This window comes from Prevotella sp. HCN-7019 (assembly GCF_037890215.1).
Lineage (GTDB): Bacteria > Bacteroidota > Bacteroidia > Bacteroidales > Bacteroidaceae > Prevotella.
In genome coordinates this window covers 18,234-45,145 of record NZ_JBBKBO010000011.1, presented here as the reverse complement: position 1 = coordinate 45,145, position 26,912 = coordinate 18,234, and the positions used below count along the sequence as shown (strand labels likewise).

The following is a 26,912-nucleotide window of genomic DNA, read 5'->3' as shown; positions in this document are numbered from 1 at the left end:
ATACGTCAACCGCGTTTTTATCTTATTTTCAGTGTAATTATAGTCATTGCCGCAAGGATTATCGTGATAATCCAGAAACGTATGGTAATTTTGGATTCGTGAATTGCTCCTTTCGGCTTTTTCACGAGATATTTACATTCCGGATCGAGCATTTCCTGTTGTGTGCGGAAGTTGTCGTGGATAGGCGTACGCTTGAAAATACGCTGTTTCACGCCGCGCCGCTTTCCGAGTTTGTAATAATAAACCTGAAGTATGACGCTCAGACTCTCTACAAAGAATATGCCACAGAGTATCGGCAGCATAAGTTCCTTGTGAATGATAATGGCCGAAACGGCGATAATTCCACCAATGGTAAGCGAGCCTGTGTCACCCATAAACACCTGGGCCGGATACGCATTGTACCAAAGAAATCCGATAAGAGCACCCACAAAAGCACACATAAACACCACAAGTTCCTGCGAACCCGGGATATACATTATATTAAGATAGTTGGCAAACTCCATGTGACTGCTCACATAAGCGAGTATGCCTATGGTCACACCGATGATGGCCGAGTTTCCCGCACACATACCGTCCATACCATCATTAAGGTTGGCACCGTTGGACACGGCTGTAACAACAAGAATTGTCATGATAACAAAGAGTATCCAACCTGCTGCAGTCTTGTATTTTCCACAGAAGCCCATGATGTGCGAGTAGTCAAGATTATGGCCTTTAACAAACGGAATGGTGGTTTTCAAAGACTTACGAGCTTCCGTACGATGTTTGACAACAATTTCCTCACCCTGTTGTTTTACGGCAAGATTCTCGTTCATCTTCACATCCGGCGACATCCACAACACAAGACCGACAATCAATCCTATGCTGACCTGACCTACAATCTTATATCTTCCCTTCAGGCCTTCCTTATTGCGACGGAATATTTTGATGTAATCGTCCAGTCCACCGAGTATTCCAAGCCACACGGTCGTCACAATCATAAGTATAAGATAAATATTGCGCAGACGACCGAGCAGCAACACAGGAACAAGAATGGCAACTATTATGATGACACCTCCCATAGACGGCACACCTATTTTTTTGACTCCGAACGGATCGATATCGGCTGCACGCTGTGTTTCAGTAATCTGTTTTGAACGCAGATATTTTATGAATCTCTCACCGAACCATGCTGATATAACGAGCGAGAGCATCAGTGCCAGAAGAGATCTGAACGATATATATCCCCAAAGATGGGCCCCGGAAATACCATACTCTTCCAGAAATCTGAACAAATAATATAACATTGGCTTTTCGTTTTATTGTTTTTACGCTATTACTTTGATCATCTCTGTATTCACCTCATGGTCTTTCAGGCCTCATGGCCTGTTATACCGATGAATTCTCTCACCACCTCGTGGTCGTCGAAATGATGCTTCACACCTTTTATTTCCTGATAGTCCTCATGTCCTTTACCAGCAATAAGCACTACATCCCCCTTGTTTGCCATCATACACGCCGTGCGTATAGCCTCCCTACGGTCAGCGATACTTATGACTTTCTTCATCTGCTGGGCATTCAGTCCGGCAAGCATATCATTGATGATATCCTGCGGTTCTTCGAAGCGCGGATTGTCACTCGTTATTATCACTCTGTCACTCTGTGCCACAGCCTCCTGTGCCATGAGCGGGCGTTTGCCCTTATCACGGTTGCCTCCGGCACCACACACAGTTATGACATTGCCACGTCCATTGAGCACCTCATGTATGGCGTTGAGCACATTCTTCAGTGCGTCTGGTGTATGGGCATAGTCCACAATGGCCGTAAATCCTTCCGGTGAGCGTATAGGTTCAAGTCGTCCGTTCACGCTGTGCAGTGTACTGAGTACCAGCAGGATGCCTTCCGGCTTCTGACCGAGCATCACCGCTGCACCATAAACGGCAAGCAGATTACTGAGATTGAATTTTCCTATAAACTGCACGCCTACCTCGCGACCGTCAATTTCAAGATACATACCTTCGAAATGACACTCCAACAAACGTCCTTTAAAATCGGCCATAGTGCGTGTGGAATAGGTTTTCACCACAGCTTTGGTATTCTGCACCATCACCATTCCGTTCTTATCGTCGGCATTGGTAATGGCAAAAGCCGTCTTGGGCAGTTCATCGAAAAATGCTTTCTTCGCATCACGGTAGTTCTCAAAAGTCTTGTGATAATCCAAATGATCGCGTGTGAGGTTCGTAAACAGTCCGCCGGCAAAGTGCAGTCCACCAATACGTTTCTGTGCAATGGCGTGCGAGCTGCACTCCATGAACGCATACTCACATCCGGCATCCACCATGCGTGCTAACAGAGAGTTGAGTTCTATAGGGTCGGGCGTAGTGTGATCAGCTGGTATCTTCTCGTCAATAATATAGTTGCACACAGTGGAAAGCAGTCCGCATTTGTGTCCCAACTTTGTGAACATATTATATAATAAGGTGGCAATGGTTGTTTTACCGTTCGTACCGGTCACACCGACAAGCTTAAGTTTCTTTGAAGGCTCACCGTAGAACATTGTCGCTACCTTGCCGACAGCGTCTTCCGTAGATTCCACCTGCACATAGGTTACACCTTCTGCAGATTCAGCAGGCATATCCTCACACAACACCGCCACAGCTCCAGATTCAACAGCGTTGGCTATGAAGCGGTGACCATCTACCTGTGTTCCCTTCATTGCCACAAAAAGATGGCCTTTCTCTATAAGCCGCGAATTGATGTTCACACCTGTGATATCAACTCCGTCATCGCCCTTTATGGCAACGGGCTTTATGTTTTTAATAAGTTTTCTCAGTTCCATATATTGTCGTTTTTATCAATTCCAACGTTATTTTCCTAACCCAGCACAAGCTGGCATACCATACCTTTGCGTGTAGTACGTCCGGCAGGAATACTCTGTTCCACCACCTTTCCTCGGCCCTTCAATCTCACTTTTAGCCCTCGGCTTTCGAGTATATACACCGCATCACGTGCTCCCATACCCGTCACATCGGGCATATCGGGCAGATTACCCACTTTCTCTCGTGTGAGACTTACATTATTGCCGTCTTTCTCCGCCTTACCCCATATAGGATTGCCATCTGCATAAGAACCACTCCAGTCGGCACGTGGTTTGAAGCCAAGATACTTGAGCACATAATCGGCGGCGAGGATATTACCGTTTTTCACATCTGGTACAAGCACCGAAGTAGAATCACGTGCGTCACGTACATCGAGTTTGATGTCCTGCGCCATTATTCCTTCGGCTATGTTGTGGAACACCAGACCGCTCATACCACCTCCTGAAGCCGGCAGTCCTGACTTCTGTATACAGACAATACAGCTGTAGCGCGGCTTGTCGGCCGGGAAGTATCCGGCAAAACTGAGCAGATAGTTCACTGTGCCACTCTTATATCCGGCCGCACCCTGCGAAATCTGTGCTGTTCCCGTCTTTCCGGCCACCTTGAATGACTTCGATCCGGCCTTCTTTCCAAGTCCCTGACTCACCACCTTTTCCAATATAGTCTGTATCTTTCCGAGCGTTGAAGGCTTGCAAATGCTCTCTCTCATCACCTGCGGAGGATATTCGGCAATCACCTCTCCATCCTTCACCACCTTCTTCACAAAGCGCGGCCTCATCATACGTCCACCGTTGGCTATGGCATTATAGAATGTAAGAGTCGATATTGGCGGTATCTGTGTCTCGTAACCGATACTCATCCACGGTAGCGACGTCTTACTCCAGTTGACATACTGGCGGCCTTCCTTCTTCGGCATTCTTATACGCGCCGGTGACGATCCGGCAAGCGGAATCTTCAGGTCGTCGGCAAGCCCAAGACGGTAGATGCCTTCAACAAATTTCTCCGGATGATCCTTATAATGATCGTCGATAATACGGCTCACTCCTATATTCGAGCTCACCATAAGCGTCTGCGGTAGTGTCAGCATGCCATAGCCGCCGCGGCGCCAGTTATGATCGCGCATCTCGCGGCCATACATGGGCCACACGCCTCCGGCCGTCTCCACACGTGCAGTGGTATCCACCACTCCGTCGTCGAGTGCCACCATAATGGAAGCAGTCTTGAATACCGAACCCGGTTCGAGCAGGTCGCTCACAGCATGGTTTTTTCTCTCGCGGTATTCGCCGTCGCCACATTTCTCCATATTCACAATGGCCTTCACATCTCCGGTAGCCACTTCCATGACAATGGCCACACCCACGTTGCCGTTTATCGCCTTCAGCTCGTCTATCACAGACCGCTCAGCCAAATCCTGCATAGTCACGTCTATTGTCGTAACAATATCCGCACCGTCGACAGGCGGAGTATCCATAATGCTCAGGAACTTGTTAAGCACCTTGCGACGATGTGTTATTCCATCTTCACCACGCAGCACTGAGTCGTAGGCCAACTCCAGTCCATAACGCGCCGAGTCCTTTGCACCGTACAGTTCACCGAGTGTACGTCCGGCCAGCGAACCATATGCACGCTTACGGGCATTGAATTCCTCGCAGTGGAATCCACTCCTGTACTTCAGTCTCATATTAAACACAGGGAGCGATTTCACTTCCACATAAGTGTTATAATTAATACGCTTTGGCCATATCGCCCAATGACGGCTCTGCTTCTCACGTCCTTCCTCAAGATGTTTTCTGAACTCCGACGCCTTTTTCTCCGGAAATATGGCGTTCAGCCCTGTAGTAATTGAATCGAGCTTTGCCTCCCAAAGTGAATCATTGCCGGCTTCGCGCAGAGCTTTAAAGTCCATGAAAACCTTATACTCAGGCAGCGACGAGGCCATAAGCAGTCCGTCGCAACTGAGAATATTGCCGCGCGTTGGCTTCACAGTCACACTGTCGGCCTTCACTCTGTCAGCCACATCAAGCCAAAAGTCGCGGCGGGCAGTCATAATGTACATGGCCCTGGCCACCACCGACACGGCCACCAACATGAGCACAATGGCGATGAAACTGTAACGGGGTGTTATTTTCTTTGAATCGAACTTACTCATTCTGTGGAACGTTTATTATGTATGGAGGTTGTTTTGAAATATGCAACGTGCTATCCTTACTCAGTCTGAGCTGTTCCAGCACACGGCTCTCGCGGCTCATCTCCGTGAGCATACTCGTGCTCGACAGAGCTTTATACTTTGCATCCTTAAGTTCTTTGGTCAGATTATCTATCTGAATGAGATACTGTTGGCAGCTGTATCTGTTGGATATATATATCACAACAAAAAGCGTAATGAGCAGGAACACCCATATCTGTCGTCTTATCGGCTCCGTGTTGAGGATATCACCACCGAGTATTTTTCCCAAAGTAAAACTGCGTGAGAGCGGTTCCTCGCCTTCGTTGGCATGTTCTCTTATGACATCGGCCAGCGACTCCGGCTTCACATCTTCCTCCAGCGCGGCATCAGCAGCGACTGATTCTGACGTTTCCGGTTCCGCCTTACGGTCCTTCATGTTCATGATGACCTCCACGGGATCTATATCTTTCTTTTTCTCTTCTTCGTTCATATCTTCTCTGCTACTCTCAGTTTTGCGCTACGACTGCGCGGATTGACAGTCTGTTCCTCGTCAGTAGGCACAATCAGACGACCATCCACCGGACGGAACGGCGTAAGCCTACGACCGAAGAAATCCTGCTCCACACATCCTTCTGCATTGCCGGATTTTATCATATTCTTCACAATACGGTCTTCTATCGAGTGATAAGTTATGACCGACAGACGACCACCCGGGCGCAACAGACGAGCTGCAGCGGAAAGCATTTCGCGCAGAGCGTCCATTTCATGATTCACTTCTATGCGGAGCGCCTGAAACAGGCGGGCCATGTCTTTCTTCTCGCGACCGCGACCCACATAAGGCTCTGCCGTCTTCAGCAGGTCACCCGTAGTAATCAGCGGAGCATTCGAACGGGCCTTGACTATGGCAGCCGCGATACGTCTCGACTGACGAAGTTCACCGTACATGTATATCACATCAGCCAAACGAGCCTCATCGTAATTGTTTAGTATGTCAGCAGCAGTCTTTCCCGAGCGCTTGTTCATGCGCATATCGAGCGGAGCCTCAAACCTGAAAGAGAATCCACGACTCTCGTCATCAAGATGATGCGACGACACCCCAAGGTCAGCCAGCAGACCGTCTATCTGCTCGACACCATAATAGCGCATCCAGTTCTCAAGATAGCGAAAATTGCTACGCACGAAGGTGAACTTTTTTCCGGCATCCACAATATTGCGTTCTGCATCGGCGTCCTGATCAAAACTGAACAGGCGGCCGTTGTCATCAAGACGCGAGAGAATTTCCCTCGAATGCCCACCACCACCGAACGTTACATCCACATACACTCCTCCTGGGCGTATGGCGAGTCCGTCAACGCTCTCCTTCAGCAGCACCGGCACGTGATATGTGCCCGCCACCACCGGCATGGCGTTCTCATCTGTTATCTGTCGTATTGTTTTCATCTGTACCAATTGTTCCGCCGTACATAAGTGTCTCAAGTGCAGCACCGAACTCGGCGCTGTCCATAAACGGCGTCTGAAGTGCTTCGCTGCTCCATATCTCGATGGTGTCGCCCATACCGATGAATCTCACCGACTGACTTATTCCGGCCATCGCAAGATAGCGGCGCGGCAGAAGTATGCGACCACTGGCATCTATCGTCAGGACTTCTGCATCGGACACAAACTGGCGGAATATCTGCTGATGAGCTGCATTCCAGCGGTTTAGCCGCGAGCGAAGCACATCCATCTGCTCATTCCATACCGATGCCGGATAAAGCACAAGGCACGACTGAAAAACATCCTTGCGCAGCACAAGACCTTCCTCGCCTGCAGGCTGCAGTTCTTTACGAAAAACTGCAGGCAGGAAAACCCGGCCTTTGGCGTCGGTTCTGGCTTCTATGTTACCGATAAATCGCACTTTCACCTAATTAAACGTAATCTGGCTTCAAAGATACACAAAATCCACCACATTCACCCACTATTCTCCACGAAAATTTAAATATTTTTTTACAATCTACCCATAGCACCACCACATCATCTTCAACACATCTCCGGCGAGCTTACGAAAAGCGATTTTATAATTGAAATATATCAACTATAAAAATGCTTTTGTTAAATAACCCCACCACAAAGACATACTTACACCCGGCGCACTTTTCAGCAGCGAAATCACCATCAAACCGCCTCATACACACAAACACATGAACACCTGCTACTTGCACAACAACACACAGCAATCCAACATAAACATACGCCACAGAAAAGACGTTATTATTTCAGGAAAAACCCACAAAAAACTACAACATACCCTCCGATAGAAAGACATTACCTTCAAACCTTAGCAAAGGAATACGCCTTATGCAAAAACATCGATGAAATGGACAAAAAACAACGCATCGCAACAAAAATCCAAGAAGACTTACCATCATGCCATAAAATATTTTTTCATTTACAAATTAACTTAAAATTGTTAACAAAACGAGACAGAAAACTTCAACCGTATAAACCACAACACAACGCCACGACACACCTGCATAATGCCGAAAACACACTTTTCAAAATGATGGCATAACACATCCGATATTTTACATTGTCATGTCAAAAACGCTAACAAATGAACTTTTTTACATAAAAATATGAATATATTAAAAAACTTATGATAACTTTGCACCACATTAATGTTAAATACACGAATGCTCGAAACAACAGAGAGAACCATAGACCTTGACAAAATCATCCACGAGAAGATGGGTGCGAAAGCCAAATATGTGCCGGCGATTGCTGTGAGATGGCTGAAGCACATCATACACCAGGACGAAGTGAACAGGTTTTTATGGGAGAGCCGCGACAAAAAAGGCACAGAATGGCTTGAGGAATGCACCAGATACCTCGACATGACGCTTGAGATAGAAGGATTGGAGAATCTTCCCGACAAAAACGACGGCCGGCTCTACACTTTTGTATCAAACCACCCGCTCGGAGGAGTCGACGGTGTTGCGCTCGGAGCAATCATAGGCCGCCACTACGACGGACGCTTCAGATATCTGGTGAACGACTTGCTGATGAATCTTCCGGGGCTGGCACCACTCTGCATTCCAATCAACAAGACAGGAAAGCAAAGCCGAAGTTTCCCGGAAATGGTAGAAGCAGGATTTTCCGGCGACAATCATATTCTGATGTTTCCTGCAGGTATATGCTCACGAAAGATTGACGGACAGATACACGATCTGCCGTGGAAAAAGACATTCATAACAAAAAGCGTGGAGACACACCGCGACATTGTGCCGATACACTTCGGCGGACGCAACTCCAACTTTTTCTATGGTCTGGCCAACATATGCAAGGCACTGAACATAAAATTCAACATCGCAATGCTATTTCTTGTCGATGAAATGTACAAAAACGTGCACAAGACATTCCGCGTGGCAATAGGAAAGCCGATACCGTGGCAGACCTTCGACAAATCGAAAACAGCGATGGAATGGGCAAAATACGTACAGGACGAGGTTTACAAACTATGACATCCGGCCTCGGACTACGCAATTACCCGAACTGAAATATCCATATCATAAACTAACAAAAATGGAAGAAGCAATAATCCAACCGATCAGCAAAGAACTCATCAAAAGCGAGCTCACACCTGAGAGACAGCTGCGCATGACAAACAAAAGTCACAACGAAATATATGTCGTCACAGCAAACAACTCGCCGAACGTGATGAAGGAAATCGGACGACTGCGCGAAATAGCATTCCGCGAAGCAGGAGGCGGAACGGGAAAATCAATGGATATAGACGAATTCGACGTGGGCGAAAACTGCTACAAACAGCTCATCGTATGGAATCCTGAAGCAGAAGAGATAATCGGAGGCTACCGCTATATGCTCGGAACAGACTGGAAACTCAACGACAACGGACAGCCCAAGCTCGCCACCAGCCACATGTTCCACTTCTCCGACAGGTTCATCAACGACTACATGCCATACACAGTGGAACTGGGACGCTCATTCGTCTCTCCTGAGTATCAGAGTTCGAAGATGGGCTCAAAAAGTCTTTTCGCTCTCGACAACCTTTGGGACGGTCTCGGTGCTCTGACAGTTATTCGTCCGAACATAAAATATTTCTTCGGCAAGATGACCATGTATCCGTCGTACATCAGACGCGGAAGAGACATGATTCTCTATTTCCTGAAAAAGCACTTCGACGACAAGGAGAACCTCATCATACCGATGAAACCGCTGAAAATCGAAACTGACGAGAACGAATTGAGAGAACTTTTCTGCGAAGACGACTTCAAAAAGGATTACAGAATACTCAACCGCGAAATACGCAAGCTTGGCTATAACATCCCGCCACTAGTAAACGCTTACATGGGACTCAGCCCGACAATGAAACTCTTCGGCACAGCCATCAACTACGGATTCGGCGATGTGGAGGAAACCGGTATTCTTATAACCGTGGACGAAATTCTCGAAGAGAAACGCATACGCCACATCGACTCCTTCATAAAGGAACATCCGGAAGCGCTGAAGATAACAAGCGGAGCCAACACCGTGATATACAAGGAAAAGGAATAACGTGACAACCACTTCCGTCACATCAAGGTGTGTACACCCATAACAAATCATACCCTACATTCCTAACCTTACCTAACGTCACAAACATTGTATTGCAGCACGCGAAAACACATACAGACCGACCGCTGCAGTATGCTGAACATACAGGAAACGGGTGCGTGCACTCCACGCACCCGTTGACAAACCCAATACAGAACACGAAACCGGCACACTACCAGCCGGCTTCTGCTTTTTACAATCACACCGAAGCTGAAATTTTTTAACAACCTAATTTATCAACTTAACAGTAAAAACAATTTTTTATGAACGTCAAAACGCTTGTATCTGCTTTTGCTGTAGCTGCAATGATGTTATCCGGCAGCATGACTACAAAAGCACAGACTCCGAGACCGGAGTATCCGCGTCCGCAATTCGAACGTAGCGAATGGGTCAATCTCAACGGAACATGGACCTACTCATTCGACTTCGGCCGCACAGGAAGAGACAAAGGATGGCAGAACACCGCCGCATTCGACGGCAAGATCACCGTACCATTCTGTCCGGAAAGTTCGCTCTCAGGAGTGAAATACACCGATTTCATCAATACCATCTGGTATCAGCGCAAGATCAACATCCCAGCAGGATGGGAAGGAAAGAAGATATTGCTCAACTTCGGAGCAGTGGACTATGAATCACACATCTTCATCGACGGTAAACTCGTACGCCGCCACTTCGGCACAGGTTCTTCGTTCTCATGCGACATCACAAAATTCGTGAAGGCCGGCCAGCAGCACAACCTCGTAGTGCTCGTGAACGACAACCTGCGCGACCGCAAGCAGCCGGGAGGCAAGCAGAGTTTCGGTTTCTTCTCTGCAGGATGCAACTACACACGTGTGACAGGTATCTGGCAGACAGTATGGATGGAAGCTGTAGCAAAAGAAGGTCTGAAGTCTGTATTCGCAACTCCGGACATCGACCAGAAGCAGCTCGTCATTTATCCGCAGTTCTATCAGGAGAGCAACACAAACAAACTGGTTGTGACAATATACGACGGCAAGAAGGCTGTAGCTTCAAAGACAGTCAACTGCACAAACAACTCCGTTATCGTACTGCCTGTAAAGAACATGAAGCTGTGGAGTCCTGAGTCTCCGTTCCTCTACGACGTTACTTACAAAGTAGTGAAGGACGGCAAGACCATAGACGAAGTGAAGTCTTACGCCGGTATGCGCAAGGTGCACATCGCAAACGGATATTTCTATCTGAACAACAAACCATACTTCCAGCGCCTCGTGCTCGACCAGGGATATTATCCTGACGGCATCTGGACTGCACCTACTGACGAGGCTCTCAAAAGAGACATCGAACTTGGAAAAGAAGCCGGTTTCAACGGTGCACGTCTGCATCAGAAGAGCTTCGAGGAGCGCTATTATTACTGGGCTGACAAGCTGGGCTACCTCACATGGGGCGAGTCTGCAAGCTGGGGTATCGACGTAAACAACGAGCTGGCAGCACGCAACTTCATCTCTGAGTGGACAGAACTCGTGGAGCGCGACCGCAACCACCCGTCACTCGTTACATGGACTCCGCTCAACGAGACATGGGATGCCAATAACTCTGGCGTTTACACACGCTTTGTAGAAGACGTATACAACATCACAAAGGCTATGGACAGCACACGTCCGGTGAACGATGCCAGCGGTGACTGCCACGTGAAAACAGACATCTGGAGCGTTCACAACTACGAGCGCGATCCGGAAAGACTCAAACAGGCCTTCACATTCGAGAACGGCAAGGAGCCTTACCGCAACACAATGGATCGCAAGGACTGGCTCGCATGCTACGACGGACAGCCTTATATGGTCGATGAATTCGGCGGTCTTGCATGGATACGCGAATCTGAGCGCAAGGGCAACTCTTGGGGCTACGGCTCTGAAATCAAGTCTATGGAAGAATTCTACAAGATTCTCCAAGCTGAGGTTGACGCTCTGAAGGACAGCAAGCACGTGGTTGGCTTCTGCTATACACAGCTCACCGACGTTGAACAGGAGCAGAACGGTATCTACTATTACGACCGTACTCCGAAGTTCGACATGAAACGCATCAAGGAAATCTTCGAAAGAATACCTTCTATTATCGAGAATCCGCAGGATCTGAGCTATTAATAATAGCCCTACAATACAAGAAAACCGGAGACGCTTTCTGCGCTCCGGTTTTTTATTTCCCCTTTATTTCAGATACCCGTTATTCTCTGTCACAAGGTCTGTTTCCTGTTCTGCATAAATTCCACTGTGATTGCCTGCAATAAACAACAGTGGCATCAAGCCCGTACCGGTATTATTGCTTTATGTTGAAAAAGAATAAATCGGGCCAGTTACAGATTTTCAGTATCCTGTGATTTCTCCGTCCGAGTTTTCTGTTCTACCCACAAAAATAAGCGAGAATTTGCGGACTGACTCACCATCGGACGCAAATACACGAAATATGAGAGGATAATGCAAGTAACTGAATAGCAAAGACTTATGTCTGATACATATTTCTTCGTCCTGCGATAAGCACTGTTTCAGCATACGGTTAAGCCCATATCTGGGGCTGAAATTAACCAGATCACACCCTAAAATAGACTGAATCAGACCATGAAACGGGCATTATCAGAACGCATAATGAATTATCCGGTACTCCACAACAGGGTATGACATAAGTCTGTACGAAGCGAACCGGCCTTCTTTATATAGTATTTAACATTTCTTTACATCTCTTTTGCGATTTTATTTTGTCAAAAAAAAGTCAAGAAAAACTGTAAGTCCAGCACTCGAGTTTTCTCTAAAAAGACCCATCTTACGGGTAAGATTACACACGGAAAATATGCATTATTCTTGCGGTAAGAATTTATCAGTAGTGGCAACGTGAATTTATTGCTATGCGAACACATGTGCAGCCTATATCCAAACCTCTACGCATGTCCGGAATTTTTCCTTTTCCCGCAATACTTCATAAATAAAACCAATCTCCACAGAATTTCCGTCAATCCACGATTCCGACACTTTTCCGCCATTTCATCGATGCTTTTATTATTCAGAACAACTGTTCCTAACAAACCATAAAAGCCCCATAAAACCGTAAAAAGTGCCATTCCATCGCATTCATTCCTTCCTACGACAAAAGAGCAAAGGCCTTTCCGTCGCACACAGCGGATTTTTCCTGTGTGCGGAAAACTGCCGGCATACGTTTCAGACAATAGGAAGCGAAGTGCCGTTTATCTTCTGATAGATGTCAAGTGCGAATATATCGGTCATTCCACTCACAAAATCTATCACGGCCATGATGCGTGTCTCCAGGTCGTCACTGTTTATATCATACTGGCTGCTGAACCGTTTGCGCAGCTGACCCGAATGGAATTTCTCCGGACTGAGTGCAGCCTCCATCAGCGTTTCCATCAGTGTCTCGATGATTTTATAACCGCTCAGTTCCACATCGAGCACCGGTTTGCTGTTGTATATTTTCTCACAGCTCAGCTTTGCACAGGCTTTATAGGCATCGCGCACAAGCGGGTCAATGTTGTCGATAAGACTTCCTTCGAGCGTGCCCGACATTATCTCGTCCTCATGCTCTACAAAAGCGCGTGTACATTCCGCCACGAGTTTGCCTATCACCCGCGCCCTCATATACACCACCTTTTCGTTGTCGTCGGTCACATCTTCATCCACTATGCGTTGGAGAAGATATTTCCGGGTCTCCTCATCAAAGAATCCGAGCAGCAGACGCTCCGTCTCATCGTATGTGAGAATCTTCAGTTTGTGGGCGTCTTCGATGTCCATTATCTCATAACAGATGTCATCCGCCGCCTCTACAAGATAAACCAACGGATGGCGTGCGTATCTTATCGGTTCGCCAGGTGCAGACTTGCGGATTATGCCCAATTCATCGGCGATTTTACAGTAAGCGTCGGCCTCCGTACAGAAGAAACCGTACTTGCCGTGAGAACCGGCACAACTGCTCGAGAATGGATATTTCACCACACTTGCAAGAAGCGTGTATGTCATGACAAAACCGCCTATACGGCGTCCGCGGAAACGGTGGGTAAGCAGGCGGAACACATTGGCATTACCCTCGAAACGTATGATATCGTTCCACATTCCCGGATTCACGAGATCCTTCACCCGCTGTCCCGCGCCATCAGTAAAGAATGCCTGGATGGCCTTCTCGCCGCTGTGTCCGAACGGAGGATTACCCATGTCGTGAGCAAGACAGGCGGTGCTGACTATGGTTCCGATCTCCTCAAACAGAGTTCCGCCAAGTGTCGGGTCGCGTTTTATTATCTCATGCGCCACGTCATTGCCCAGTGACATGCCCACGCTCGCCACTTCAAGGCTGTGGGTAAGCCGGTTGTGCACGAAGATACTGCCCGGAAGCGGGAACACCTGCGTCTTGTTCTGCATGCGGCGGAACGGTGCCGAGAATATCAAGCGGTCGTAGTCGCGCTTGAACTCCGATCTGTCGTCATGACGCTGAGCGTGCCTTTCTTCCTGTCCGAAACGCTTGTTGGAAATCAGTTTGTGCCAATCCATTCTCATATATTCAGTCTTTGATGTCATTACGACACAAAATTAGACTAATTTATTCCCATTTCCAAAAATATCATTGCTTTTTTGTCCTGCTCCCGGCCCACACCAGCCGTCTTGTGATAAAATGTCCTGCAAACTGCCGTTCCGGTTGTCCGTAAGTATTATTTAATGCTAAAATTTAAGTTATGTGAATATTATTAGTTATTTTTGCAAACTAAAACAATAACGGCGATGATTAAAATCAAAGTAGTAAACAAAGGCAATCAACAGTTACCAGAATACGCAACACCGCTCAGTGCCGGAATGGACCTGCGGGCAAACATAGGTGAGGACATCGTGCTCAGACCGATGGAACGCCGCATTGTGCCCACCGGACTCTACATAGCGCTGCCTGCCGGATACGAGGCACAGGTGAGACCGCGCAGCGGACTCGCACTCAAACACGGCATAACCGTGCTGAACAGTCCCGGAACAATCGACGCCGACTACCGCGGCGAGATAGGTGTGCTGCTGATAAACCTGTCCGACAAGGATTTTGTCATCACCGACGGAGAACGCATTGCACAGATGGTGATAGCACGCCACGAACAGGGCGAATTCGAAATAGTGGACGAGCTGGACACCACAGAGCGCGGTGAAGGCGGATACGGACACACAGGAGTCAAGTAAGAACAATGTCTAAATCATCGATAAACAAACTGCCGCTCGTCATCATATCGGCGATATTGCTCGGTGCGATATTGCCTATGACAGTTCATGGCAGCAATGAAAACAACACACCGACGGCTTCCGGCGACAGTCTTTCCTACAACGACAGGCGCCGGTATGACTATTTCTTCATCGAAGCCATCCGCAAACAGAATGCAGGCGAGTACGACGCGGCATTCGAACTGCTGAACCATTGTCTGGAGATAAAGCCCGACGCAGCCGAGGCCTATTACGCCAGAGCGTCATATTTCTCCGAGATGCAGATGGACTCGCTGGCCTTGCGCGACATAGAGAAAGCCGCTTCGCTCAATCCGGAGAATGACACCTATCAGGAACGGGTGGCACAATACTACATCGGCTCCGGCAACTACGACAAGGCCATAACGGCATACGAAAACCTGTTTGAGCACCACAAGGACCGCAGCGACGTGCTCAACGTTCTTGTGCAGCTGTATAATCAGAAAAAGGACTACAAAAACATGCTCGACGCCCTTACCCGTATCGAGCAGATAGAAGGAAGTAGCGACGAGCTGACTCTTGCCAAAATGAACGTCTACGAGATGAAAGGCGACAAGAAAATGGCGGAAAAGATGCTCAAGTCACTCACCGAAACCCATCCTAACGACGCCATCTACAAAGTGATGTACGGCAACTGGCTGCTGCAGAAAGGCAAGGAAAAGGAAGCCTACGATATGCTCACCGCCGCACTGAAAGACGATCCGGACAACGAAGCGGCCCAGAGTTCGATGTACGACTACTACCGCTCGTCAGGCCAGGATTCGCTCGCGACAATCGTGCGCGACGGCATACTGCTCAACAAAAAGACATCTTCGAAGACCAAAATATCAATGCTCAACCAGCTGATAAAGGAAAGCGAGAAGAGCGGTGGCGACAGCATTGCCATACTCGAGATGTTCGACAAGGTGATAGCATCGGACAAGTCCGACGCCGACATCGCCACACTGAAAGCTGCATACATGGAACTCAAGAAGATGCCGGAGGACACCGTGAACAACGCTTTCAAATATGTACTGAGCGTGGCACCCGAAAACACCTACGCCACAAAGAAGCTCATAGAGTCTTATTGGAACAAGCAGAAATGGGACGACATCGTGAATCTGTGTACACAGTCGGTGCTCTACAACCCTGAGGACATGACCCTGTACTACTTCATGGGACTCGCCTACTTCCAGAAAGACGACGATGACAAAGCCCTCGACGCCCTGAAAAGAGGTGTGGACGAGATAAACGACGAAAGCGATCCGGCCATCGTATCAGACTTCTACGCCATCATGGGCGACATACTTTATAAGAAAGGCATGCCCGAAGAGGCTTTCGCTGCCTACGACAGCTGCCTGCAGTGGCAGGAAGACAACATTGCCTGCCTCAACAACTACGCTTACTATCTCAGCGAACTCAACCGCGATCTTGACAAAGCGGAGCAGATGAGCTACAAGACAGTGAACGCAGAACCGAGCAACGCCACATATCTTGACACCTATGCATGGATTCTTTTCCTGAAAGGACGCTACAGCGAGGCCAAGAGTTTCATAGATCAGGCGCTGGCAGCAGAAACAGACAGCACCATCAGTGCGGTTGTAATAGAACACGCCGGCGACATATACGCCATGAACGGCGATATGACCAAGGCTGTGGAATACTGGGAGAAAGCGCTCAGCATGGGCGGCGAGAAAGCAATACTGAAGAAAAAGATAAAGCAGAGAAAATACATAAAGAAGAAGTGAGCGCGGCAAGCCGTACTTCCGGACGGAAGTTTCCACCACAGCCCGGTGGCAGGGCCACCACACACTGATGACTCTTCAATACGGCCTCCAGACAACATACGGCCGGCAAGACATGTTCAGAGACACAGCATCGCGCCGCAAACCGCCGCACATTCTTCCGCATACCACACAACAACAAACCATTCATGATATGAAATCATTCAGACTGATACTTCCGCTTCTGCTCCTGCTCGCATCGTGCGCAAGCAAGAAATCCATCGTGTCAGACAGCGGACAGAAGGACGCCTCCGTCACCACCGGCGGACAGCAGACTGCAGGAATAGAGAAACTCGCGTTCATGCAGAAAGTAGCCGACAGCCGTGTATATGCCAAGAACATCGTGGGCAACATGACTTTCAGCATCCAGACAAAGGGCAACGACGTGTCCGTGCCGGGCTCGGTACACATGCGCGAGAACGAGATCATCAGACTGCAGATATTCATTCCGCTGCTCGGCAGCGAGATAGGCCGCATAGAATTCACACCCGACCAGGTGCTCATAATCGACCGCATGCACAAAGAATACATACAGGCCGGTTACGACCAGGTGGCGTTTCTCAAAAACAACGGCATCAACTTCTACACTCTGCAGGCCCTGTTCTGGAACCGTCTGTTCCTGCCGGGTGAGGAAAAAGTGAGCGAGTCGGCCCTCCGCAAGTTCGAGGTGGATACCAATGCCGCCGGACAGACTCTGCCAATAACATTCACCAACGGCAACATGACCTTCACATGGAATGCCGGCAAGAGCGACGGACAGATAACCGAAGCCAACGTGGCCTACCGCAGCGCCACGCACGGAACATCGACACTCAACTGGAAGTACGCCAACTTCAAGAGCGTGGGAGTGAAACTTTTCCCGTCGCTCCAGACATTCAAGTTCACCACCACGGCTACAAACAGACAGCAGGAAGCAACCGTGAGCATCAGGATGAGCGAAGTGAAGGACGACTCCAAATGGGACACGAAGACCACAATATCGTCAAAATACAAGAAGGTAAGCACCGACGAAATAATAAAAAAACTATTGAGCCTTTAAATGAAACGTATTTTCTCCATATTTCTCATTCTCGCGCTGGCCATGACACTGCCGGCACAGACCAAGCGCACCACTCAGACCAAGAAGACAACAACCACGGCCACAAAAAAGAAGACGACTTCAAAACGCACCACACAGAGCAAAAAGAAGACCTCGTCAACAAAAAAGACGGCCACATACAGCAACTCTTCCATAAAGGGTCTGCAGTCAAAGCGCTCGCAGCTGCAGAAAAACATCAAGCAGCAGGAGAAGGCTCTGCGCACCAACAAGGCTGATGTGCAGAAGCGTCTGCAGAATCTTCTGGTGATAAACAGCGAGATTGACAAACACGAGAAAAACATCCGGCAGATAGAAAGCGAGATAAAGACACTCGACAACAACATAAAGATACTCAACGCGCAGCTCAAAACGCTCGAACGCCAGCTGAAGGAACGCAAGGCGAAATACATAAAGTCGATGAGATACATCACACGCCGGCACACCGTGCAGGACCGTCTCATGTTCATATTCTCGGCCGAGAGCTTCACACAGATGTACCGCCGCATGCGCTTCGTGCGCGAATATGCAGCATACCAGCGTGCACAGGGCGAGATGGTTAAGTCGAAACAGGAGCAGGTGCGTGAGAAACAGACACAGCTGCAACAGGTGAAGAACCAGAAAAACAGCCTTCTGAACAAAGGACAGAGAGAGCGCGAGTCGCTCGAAGGACAGAAGGACGAGCAGCAGAAAATGGTGAAGACACTGCAGAAACAGCAGCGCACCATACAACAGCTCATAGACAAACAGCGCAAGGAAGACGCCGCGCTGAACGCTCAGATAGACCGCCTCATCGCCGAGGAAGTGGCCAAAGCCAAGGCACGCGCCGAAGCTGAAGCCAAGCGCAAGGCTGAGGAAGAGGCCAGAAAGAAACGCGCCGAAGAACTGGCACGCAGAAAAGCGGCTGCCGAAGCCGAGGCAAGAGAGAACGCCAAACGCATAGCCGAGGCACGCAAGCGTGAGGAGAAGATGAAGGAGGCAGCAAGGAAGGCTGCCGAACGCGACAACGAGCGTGCACGCGAGAAAGCAATGCAGAAAGCACGTGAGGCAACAGCCGAACGCGAAGCGGCCGAACGCAAGGCCGAGGCCGACGAGCGTCGCAACCGCGAGGAGATGGCACGCGAGAAGCGTCGCGCCACAACAAGCTCGACTGTGAGCAGCGCCGACCGCAAACTGAGCGGCAGTTTCGAAGCCAACCGCGGACGCCTGCCAATGCCTATCACCGGCACCTACCGCATTGTAAGCCACTTCGGACAAAACAACGTGGAGGGCCTCAAGGGCGTGACTATCGACAACAAGGGTATCAACATCCTTGGAAGTCCGGGCTGCAAGGCCCGCGCCATATTCAACGGAGAGGTGAGCGCGGTGTTCGGATTCGGCGGTTCGATGGTCGTAATGGTACGCCACGGAATCTACATCTCCGTATACTGCAACCTCAGCTCCGTAAGCGTGCACCGCGGACAGAGCGTATCTACAGGTCAGCAACTCGGTACTGTAGCACGCGACAACATACTGCAATTCCAGCTGCGCCGCAATCTTGAGAAGCTGAATCCGGAGTCATGGCTCAGATAATGAGCCGAACCGGACTGCGGAAAAGAGTATTCCGTTCATGACAACACATGCAACAGACCTGCATAAAACATATATACAGAAAATCCCCGCACCATCAGGCGCGGGGATTTTTTTGCTTATCCTTTTTCGTTTTTCATTTTTCCGTCATACAGTCTGTCCGCCGAGATCGAGTCCGTCGAGCATCCGCACATACACGTCTATGGCATCAGCTATCTCGCTAAGGCATATATACTCGTCGGCCGAATGCGAACGCGCCGAGTCGCCCGGTCCTATCTTCAGCGAGTCGAACGGCATAAGAGCCTGGTCGCTGAGCGTAGGCGATCCGAAAGGCGTCATGCCCAGCTCCACGCAACGGCGCACAAGAGGGTGATCGTCGCTGATGCCCGATGAGTGAAGACGGAACGAATGTGCCTTCACTTCGCTCTTCAGGTGGCTGCGCACTATGTCGTACACTTCCTCATTGGTGTAAAGCTCGTTGGTGCGCACGTCCACTACCATCGTGCAACGGTCGGGCACCACGTTGTGCTGGGTACCGGCGTTTATCACCGTCACGTTCATCTGCGTAGGTCCGAGAAAGCGGCTCACCTTATCAAACTTATAGCTTCGCATCCAACACAGATCTTCCAAAGCCTCGTATATGGCGTTCACGCCTTCGCCGCGGGCTGCATGTCCGGACTTGCCCCGGGCCGTGACGTCGAGCACCATCAGTCCTTTCTCTGCCACAGCGGGCTGCATGCGTGTGGGTTCGCCCACTATCGCCACGTCGATGTGTGGCAGTTGTGGCAGCACCATGGATATGCCCGATGCACCGGACACCTCTTCCTCGGCCGACGCCAGATACACCATATTATAACTTCTGCGCCGTCCCGACATTATGCGGAACACCTGCAGGAGCGCCACAAGTCCGCCTCCACAGTCATTACTGCCCAGTCCGTATAAGCGGTCGCCCTCTACCTGTGGTTCGTATGGGTCGCGCGTCCACGAGTCCACCGGCCTCACAGTGTCTATGTGAGCATTGAGCAATAGCGTGGGCCTGCGCTCATCGTAATTGCTGTCAGTCACCCACACATTGTTTCCTGCGCGCCGACACGTCATGCCCCACTCCTTTAGCGCACTCTCCATCACGTCGGCGGCCTTCTCTTCCGAACGACTCACCGACGGCACGGATATCAGTTTTTTGAGCAATGCCACGGCATCGCCCGCATAATCTCTATTGTCCATAATGATGATAATATAATTGTGCAAGACGCAGAGTTTCCTTTCCCTTCTGCAGCCTCATCTGCATGTCATGTTGCAAAGATAGTGAAAGGTGAGTACAAAGACAAGACGGGGAAACGAAGTTTTACCAGAATTGCTTTTGCCGAGCCGCATCCAATCTTGTGCAAAGATAGTGAAAGGCGAGCGCAATGATGAAGTGGAAAAACCGTGTTTTTACACCTTTGACACTGCCGAGCCGCATCCTATCTTATGCAAAGATAGCGAAAGACGGCTGCAACGACAAAAGAAAAATGACGTTTTTCAACTTTCGGATTTGCCGAACCGCATTATATGGCATGAATACATGACTTGCAACTTATGCAAAACACACTCCACATAATGCATAAAAATACAATATCGGCAGTAAAAAACTTTTATAACAGATTTCTTAAAAAGAGGAACGGGAAGTACCGAATAATTATATAAAAATCCAGTATCAATATGCTCACTACATTATCCGGACCATTATGACCTGCGAAAAAGGCTTTATTGAGTCTCAAAAAAGTACATTTCAGGCCGTGATAAAGTGCATATCAGGCCACGAAACGGCCTGTTTCACACCACGATAAAGCCCATTCCGCAACACCGCAAAAGGTCCGCCGAACCGTAACTCAACACAATACACTATTTATCAGCCATTTACGCGCAGTTTCTGAAACTCATCCATACGTCTCCCAAAACGTCTGCATTCATAGTAAGGCTATTCTCTGCGAGTTGATTCATTACGTTTATGCATAAACCTTGGTCCGCAAATGAATATTTATTCAGAAACATCCGACAGGAACGCATGCCCAACAACCGCATTCGACACGCAGACACCAGCAACTTACACACGTAACACAGCGAACACACCAAAGACCAGACAGCATAGAAATAAGCATGGCGAAATTTTGCATGTACCGCTTTTATAACTACCTTTGCACGACTTTATGTTCTGCGCTTCGCATAATGTGCAGTTACACAAAACGTGCCACGACGACATACTACCGGCACTGCATATCGGAATTTTTGCGCGGAACATCTGAAAGACCTGTCTTTTCAACACTACAAAAACAATAAACATCACATTCTGTGTAATATGAACAAATCAACAAGAAGTGTGCATGCAACACTCACAACAGTTTTATTCTCCACACTCCCACTGTTCTCTTTCGCGCAGACAGAGAAAGCCTGCAACTTTCAGGGACACATCATCGGAGTGGAAAGCGACACATTGATTTCGCTGGGATACGATCTCAACACGTCCGAAAGGCTCTTCACCGACACCATTGCAATGGAAGATGGCGTGTTCAAAACACGTATCGAGCAAAACGTTCCTATGACAATCGTATTGAGTCCGCTTATCTCACAGTCGGGAAAATCGGACAAGGCAGCAATGGCAGCCGTATCTCTCGCTACCGAGAAAATCATTTTCCTACCCGGCGACAATATGACAGTAAACGGCGAGATAAACAGATTCTCCATAAGCGGAACACAGCTGTATGACCAGCTCAACGGCATTGCCGCACTGAAAGAGATAGAAAAAGAAAGAAGAGGATTGTTCGACGAGAGCAGCGCACTATACGCAAAAGGCAGAAAACCTACGCAGGAAGAGCTCGACGCAATACGAAAGAAGTTTGAAGACTGCGCCGGCAAGGAGGCTGGAATTATAATAGACTACATCAAGGCCAATCCCGGAAACATAGCCTCAGGATATCTTGCCACACGACTTCCACTGGAGAAAGGCGTCGAGGCTGTAGCACTTTTGAGCGACAACGTGAAACAGGGACATCTCAAAAGTATGATTCTCAGAATAGAGAAAGCCTATAACGACAGAAAGGCAAAGGAAATAGCGAAAACAAAAATGCAGAAAGGCATGCCGGCACCCGACTTCAAGCTCAAGAATCTGGAGGGCAAAGTGATGTCGCCTGCTGACTTCAAAGGCAAATATCTGCTTCTCGATTTCTGGGGAACATGGTGCGGATGGTGCATAAAGGGTATTCCCGACATGAAGAAATATTATGCCAAATACAGTTCCAAAATAGAATTTGTGGGTGTGGACTGCGGCGACACCGAAGCCAAATGGCGCCAGGGTGTCAAGGAGCACGGGCTGCCGTGGACAAACCTCTACGCCGATAAAGCCTCCACTATTACCAACGACTATGCCATCAGCGGATTCCCTACCAAAATACTGATAGATCCGGAAGGCAAACTCGTGGAGATATTCGTGGGTGAGTCACCCGAACTCTACAACCGACTGGACAGTCTTTTCGGCAAATGACATAACATCTGTACATAATACAACATACAGCCTGCACCCGGCTCAAAAACCGCACGGGGCAGGCTGAAAACATTTTAAGGACATGATGATAATCACTTCTCTCTATCACGCTCCATGCGCCACGCTGTTGCTGGGTTCGTATGACGGACGGCTGTGCATGTGCGACTGGCTCGAAGGCCGACACAGCACCACTACCTACCGCCGCCTGTGCCGCACACTCGGAACACTGTTCGAGGAAGGTCCGTGCGACACGAACAGAGCGGCTGCCGCACAGCTCGACGAGTATTTCGCGGGCAGTCGCCGCCGGTTCGATCTGCCCCTGCTTCTCTGTGGCACACCTTTCCAAAAGGAGGTATGGACCGCACTGCAGGACGTCGGCTACGGTTCCACCATGAGCTATGCACGTCTGGCCGGAACGATAGGTCGTCGCGCAGCTGTCAGGGCTGTGGCAAACGCAGTGGGCGCAAATCCGCTCTCTGTCATCATACCCTGCCACCGAATCACCGGCAGCGACAACAGTCTGACAGGATATGGCGGCGGACTCGACGTAAAACGCTTCCTGCTCGGACTCGAACACAGTGCTCCGGCAGAGCTTTTCCGACCATGACAACGGGCCATGCATGCCCTTTCACCATACCGCTGCAACAGGTCGTACCGCTTCATGACAAATGACGGTTTTCCGGGGCACATGAAGTGTGTGCGGTAGAAGCCTCAAAGTAGGTTATTTTAAGAATAAAAATTTCGCCCGACAAGTTTTTTTTCGTAAATTTGCATGTTATTATTTTTCATGCAAAGAAATGACTGATACACAAAACAACGCAAGCAATTATTCAGCCAGTAACATCCAGGTCCTCGAAGGACTTGAGGCCGTGCGCAAACGCCCGGCGATGTATATCGGCGACATAAGCGAGAAAGGTTTGCACCATCTGGTGAATGAGACCGTGGACAACTCCATCGACGAAGCCATGGCCGGCTACTGCACCGACATAGAAGTGACCATCAATGAAGACGAATCCATAACCGTCCAGGACAACGGACGAGGCATCCCGGTGGACGAACACAAGAAACTCCACAAGTCGGCACTTGAAGTCGTGATGACAGTGCTGCACGCCGGAGGTAAGTTTGACAAGGGTTCATACAAAGTCAGCGGCGGTCTGCACGGTGTGGGTGTGAGCTGTGTGAATGCTCTTTCTACTCACATGAAGTCGCAGGTGTTCCGCGACGGCAAGATATACCAGCAGGAATACGAAAAGGGAAAACCACTCTATCCTGTTAAAATTGTGGGCGAAACAAACCTGCGCGGTACACGCCAGCAGTTCTGGCCGGACCCCACCATATTCACAACAACACACTATCAGTGGGACATCGTAGCACGACGCATGCGCGAGCTGGCCTACTTGAACGCCGGAATACGCATAACACTGCGTGACCTCCGCCCCGACGAGGATGGAAAAACACGCGAGGAAGTATTCCACGCCAAAGACGGACTGAAGGAATTCGTGCGTTACGTTGACCGTCACCGCACTCCGCTGTTCGATGATGTCATCTATCTCAAGACCGAAAAACAGGGCGTACCTATTGAGGTGGCTGTGATGTACAACACCGATTACAGCGAGAACATCCATTCTTACGTAAACAATATCAACACAATAGAAGGTGGTACACACCTTACAGGATTCCGCGCGGCACTCACACGTACGCTGAAAAACTACGCCGACGCCGATCCGACAATATCAAAGAACATAGAGAAAGCCAAGATAGAAATAGCCGGTGAGGACTTCCGTGAAGGTCTCACTGCCGTCATCTCCATCAAAGTGGCCGAACCGCAGTTCGAGGGACAGACCAAGACAAAGCTCGGAAACAGTGAGGTGGCAGGTGCTGTACAGCAGGCCGTAGGCGAAGCTCTGACCGACTATCTCGAGGAACATCCGAAGGAGGCAAAGCTCATCTGCGACAAGGTAATACTGGCAGCAACCGCACGTATAGCCGCACGCAAAGCACGTGAGAGCATACAGCGCAAGAACCCAATGACCGGAGGAGGTCTGCCGGGCAAGCTGGCCGACTGCTCGAACAAGGATCCTAAGGAATGTGAGATATTCCTCGTCGAGGGAGACTCGGCCGGTGGATCTGCAAAACAGGGCCGTGACCGCTACACACAGGCCATTCTACCACTGCGCGGAAAGATTCTGAACGTGGAGAAAGTGATGTGGCACAAGGTGTTCGAAAGCGAATCGGTAATGAACATCATACAGAGTATCGGCGTGCGCTTCGGCGTTGACGGCGAAGACGACAAGGAAGCAAACATCGACAAACTGCGCTACGACAAGATCATAATCATGACCGATGCCGACGTCGATGGTTCTCACATCGACACGCTTATCATGACTTTGTTCTACCGCTTCATGCCGAAAATCATACAGGAAGGCCATCTCTACATCGCCACTCCGCCGCTCTATCTCTGCTCATACAAGAATCAGGTGAAAGAGTACTGCTACACTGAACAGCAGCGCCAGGCTTTCATCGATCGCTACGCAGACGGAAGAGAAGACAACAAGAGCCTGCACACGCAGCGCTACAAAGGTCTTGGTGAGATGAACCCCGAGCAGCTGTGGGAAACAACAATGGACCCGAAACGCCGTCTGCTCAAACAAGTGACAATAGAGAATGCGGCCGAAGCCGACGAGATATTCTCAATGCTCATGGGCGATGATGTTGAACCTCGCCGCCAGTTCATCGAGAAGAACGCTACTTACGCCAACATCGACGCATGAAAAAACGCTGAAACATATAACGGAAAGGTCGTGCCGCACGGAAGCGGTACGGCCTTTTTAGCATATGAGAACAGCTCCTCAACACTTCATCCAGACCTGATATACACATTCATCCTAAACATATACCACTATGAAAACAAGATATCTGTTTTTCGCCGCATTACTCACAGCAATGGCCATAATGCCTGCTTCTGACGCTACGGCACAGTCAGCCAACAACAATCACCGGCAGGACAGACCCCGTCAGCAACGTCGCGAAAGACCGGCACCGCGCTTCGACTCAGGCCTTGCCGTTGTTCCGGGAACGACATTCGATATCAAAGGCCGTGACTTCCACCAGGGTGACAAGATTGTCTTTGCCTATGCCGACAAGTCGTGGCAACCTTTTGTACTCGAAACTACAATGAAAGGCGACACTGCAGTGAGCGTAGTCATACCACAATCGATGAAATCGGGGAATTTCATACTTACACGAATGAGAGGCCGCTCGTTCCGCCAACTCGGACGAGCACGCATCAACATCGTAAAGACAATGCCTGCAAGCGCGCAGGTGATTGCCCACAGAGGATTTTGGGCGACACAGGGATCGACACAGAATTCGCGCGCATCACTACGCAAGGCACTCGAACTGAACATCTACGGTTCGGAAACTGACGTATGGCTCACGCCCGACGGACACCTCATGGCAAATCATGACAGAGAGTTCAAAGGCCATGTCATAATGAACACTCCGGCTGACTCGTGCCGCATGCTGACACTCGCCAATGGTGAAAAAATGCCTGAACTCACCGAGTTTCTCGACATTCTGAAAGACAGTGACAGCCCTACAAAACTCATAATAGAAATAAAAGATCATGGTGACGTCGTACGCAATAAAGCCGCAGCCACAGCAGCCGTGAAAGCTGTAAGGAAGGCAGGAGTGCAAGAAAAGGTGGAATACATCTCGTTCAGTGACGATGCCTGCCGACAGATAGCAGCCGAAGACCCGCAGGCAAAGGTCTCCGCACTGACAGGAGGTATTTCTCCCGCCGAACGCAAGAAGATAGGATGTACAGGCATAGACTATCACATTAATGAACTTCGCAAGCATCCTGAATGGGTGGAGGAGGCCCGCAGACTGGGCATGACCGTCAACGTATGGACAGTGAACAAAGCCGATGAAATGGCCGAAATGACTAATCTTGGTGCCGGATTCCTGACGACAGACAGACCTCTCGATGCCATAAGGATAAAAGAATACTACGACAGCCGGCATTGAAAACACAGCATATGGCGCACACCAGTACTATACGGTGTACGCCATCACACATTAAATTATAGCCATCCGACCACCGATATTTACAAAAAAACATTATCTTTGCACATAAA

The 26,912-nt window shown here is 49.3% G+C and carries 20 protein-coding genes; 12 read left to right on the top strand and 8 right to left on the bottom strand.

Annotated features, from left to right (window positions below; genetic code table 11):
• Nucleotides 1-17: 17 nt before the first annotated feature.
• The 6 genes from mraY to mraZ all read right to left on the bottom strand — a co-directional run bounded on the left by mraY (nt 18) and on the right by mraZ (nt 6,922).
• A complete protein-coding gene (gene mraY / locus WKT13_RS11930) occupies nt 18-1,286 on the bottom strand; it encodes a phospho-N-acetylmuramoyl-pentapeptide-transferase (protein WP_340324044.1) in 1,269 nt (422 codons plus the stop codon).
• A 65-nt stretch (nt 1,287-1,351) separates the two neighbouring features.
• Nucleotides 1,352-2,818, bottom strand: a complete 1,467-nt coding sequence (locus WKT13_RS11925; protein WP_340324043.1) for a UDP-N-acetylmuramoyl-L-alanyl-D-glutamate--2,6-diaminopimelate ligase — start codon at nt 2,816-2,818, stop codon at nt 1,352-1,354.
• A 35-nt stretch (nt 2,819-2,853) separates the two neighbouring features.
• Nucleotides 2,854-5,007, bottom strand: a complete 2,154-nt coding sequence (locus WKT13_RS11920) for a penicillin-binding transpeptidase domain-containing protein (protein ID WP_298618300.1) — start codon at nt 5,005-5,007, stop codon at nt 2,854-2,856.
• The gene (locus tag WKT13_RS11915) at nt 5,000-5,515 is read right to left on the bottom strand and encodes an FtsL-like putative cell division protein (protein ID WP_340324042.1); all 516 of its coding nucleotides are present in this window, start codon (nt 5,513-5,515) and stop codon (nt 5,000-5,002) included. Before WKT13_RS11915 ends, WKT13_RS11920 begins: the two co-directional genes overlap by 8 nt.
• On the bottom strand, nt 5,512-6,429 hold the full coding sequence (rsmH, locus tag WKT13_RS11910) for a 16S rRNA (cytosine(1402)-N(4))-methyltransferase RsmH (RefSeq protein ID WP_340324068.1): 918 nt from the start codon (nt 6,427-6,429) through the stop codon (nt 5,512-5,514). The genes WKT13_RS11915 and rsmH overlap by 4 nt, the downstream gene beginning before the upstream one ends.
• A 7-nt stretch (nt 6,430-6,436) precedes the next feature.
• Entirely contained in the window at nt 6,437-6,922 is a 486-nt protein-coding gene (gene mraZ, locus WKT13_RS11905) for a division/cell wall cluster transcriptional repressor MraZ (protein WP_298618326.1), read from the bottom strand.
• A 459-nt stretch (nt 6,923-7,381) separates the two neighbouring features.
• Here mraZ and WKT13_RS11900 point away from each other — a divergent pair, with 459 nt between their 5' ends.
• The 4 genes from WKT13_RS11900 (at nt 7,382) to WKT13_RS11885 (ending at nt 11,720) form a co-directional block, all read left to right on the top strand.
• Nucleotides 7,382-7,576 carry a hypothetical protein gene (locus WKT13_RS11900; protein WP_340324041.1) on the top strand — a complete coding sequence of 65 codons (195 nt, stop codon included), beginning with the start codon at nt 7,382-7,384 and terminating at the stop codon, nt 7,574-7,576.
• Nucleotides 7,577-7,697: 121 nt separating this feature from the next.
• Complete coding sequence (locus WKT13_RS11895) at nt 7,698-8,525, top strand: 1-acyl-sn-glycerol-3-phosphate acyltransferase (protein ID WP_340324040.1); 828 nt, start codon at nt 7,698-7,700, stop codon at nt 8,523-8,525.
• 61 nt (nt 8,526-8,586) lie between these two features.
• Nucleotides 8,587-9,579, top strand: coding sequence for a GNAT family N-acetyltransferase (locus WKT13_RS11890; protein WP_298618303.1), 993 nt, complete (start codon nt 8,587-8,589; stop codon nt 9,577-9,579).
• A 302-nt stretch (nt 9,580-9,881) separates the two neighbouring features.
• On the top strand, nt 9,882-11,720 hold the full coding sequence (locus WKT13_RS11885) for a glycoside hydrolase family 2 protein (RefSeq protein ID WP_445323603.1): 1,839 nt from the start codon (nt 9,882-9,884) through the stop codon (nt 11,718-11,720).
• Between the two features lie 1,065 nt (nt 11,721-12,785).
• Here WKT13_RS11885 and dgt read toward each other — a convergent pair.
• Nucleotides 12,786-14,123, bottom strand: a complete 1,338-nt coding sequence (gene dgt, locus WKT13_RS11880; RefSeq protein WP_340324067.1) for a dGTP triphosphohydrolase — start codon at nt 14,121-14,123, stop codon at nt 12,786-12,788.
• Between the two features lie 228 nt (nt 14,124-14,351).
• Between dgt and dut the strand changes: the two genes are divergently transcribed.
• From dut to WKT13_RS11860, 4 genes are all read left to right on the top strand, one after another.
• On the top strand, nt 14,352-14,789 hold the full coding sequence (gene dut / locus WKT13_RS11875; protein ID WP_298618304.1) for a dUTP diphosphatase: 438 nt from the start codon (nt 14,352-14,354) through the stop codon (nt 14,787-14,789).
• A 5-nt stretch (nt 14,790-14,794) separates the two neighbouring features.
• Nucleotides 14,795-16,573: a tetratricopeptide repeat protein gene (locus WKT13_RS11870; RefSeq protein WP_340324039.1), complete on the top strand. Its 1,779-nt coding sequence runs from the start codon at nt 14,795-14,797 to the stop codon at nt 16,571-16,573.
• A 190-nt stretch (nt 16,574-16,763) separates the two neighbouring features.
• On the top strand, nt 16,764-17,648 hold the full coding sequence (locus WKT13_RS11865) for a DUF4292 domain-containing protein (protein ID WP_340324038.1): 885 nt from the start codon (nt 16,764-16,766) through the stop codon (nt 17,646-17,648).
• Nucleotides 17,649-19,256 (top strand): murein hydrolase activator EnvC family protein, encoded by a 1,608-nt coding sequence (locus WKT13_RS11860; protein WP_298618307.1) that lies wholly within the window; start codon nt 17,649-17,651, stop codon nt 19,254-19,256.
• A 144-nt stretch (nt 19,257-19,400) separates the two neighbouring features.
• Here WKT13_RS11860 and WKT13_RS11855 read toward each other — a convergent pair whose 3' ends face one another.
• On the bottom strand, nt 19,401-20,477 hold the full coding sequence (locus tag WKT13_RS11855) for a M20 family metallo-hydrolase (RefSeq protein ID WP_340324037.1): 1,077 nt from the start codon (nt 20,475-20,477) through the stop codon (nt 19,401-19,403).
• A gap of 1,114 nt (nt 20,478-21,591) precedes the next feature.
• Between WKT13_RS11855 and WKT13_RS11850 the strand changes: the two genes are divergently transcribed.
• The 4 genes from WKT13_RS11850 to WKT13_RS11835 all read left to right on the top strand — a co-directional run bounded on the left by WKT13_RS11850 (nt 21,592) and on the right by WKT13_RS11835 (nt 26,802).
• Nucleotides 21,592-22,773, top strand: coding sequence for a TlpA family protein disulfide reductase (locus WKT13_RS11850; RefSeq protein WP_340324036.1), 1,182 nt, complete (start codon nt 21,592-21,594; stop codon nt 22,771-22,773).
• Between the two features lie 82 nt (nt 22,774-22,855).
• On the top strand, nt 22,856-23,380 hold the full coding sequence (locus WKT13_RS11845) for a methylated-DNA--[protein]-cysteine S-methyltransferase (RefSeq protein ID WP_340324035.1): 525 nt from the start codon (nt 22,856-22,858) through the stop codon (nt 23,378-23,380).
• A 190-nt stretch (nt 23,381-23,570) separates the two neighbouring features.
• Complete coding sequence (gene gyrB / locus WKT13_RS11840; protein ID WP_340324034.1) at nt 23,571-25,544, top strand: DNA topoisomerase (ATP-hydrolyzing) subunit B; 1,974 nt, start codon at nt 23,571-23,573, stop codon at nt 25,542-25,544.
• Nucleotides 25,545-25,674: 130 nt separating this feature from the next.
• The gene (locus WKT13_RS11835; RefSeq protein WP_340324033.1) at nt 25,675-26,802 is read left to right on the top strand and encodes a glycerophosphodiester phosphodiesterase family protein; all 1,128 of its coding nucleotides are present in this window, start codon (nt 25,675-25,677) and stop codon (nt 26,800-26,802) included.
• Nucleotides 26,803-26,912: the final 110 nt, after the last annotated feature.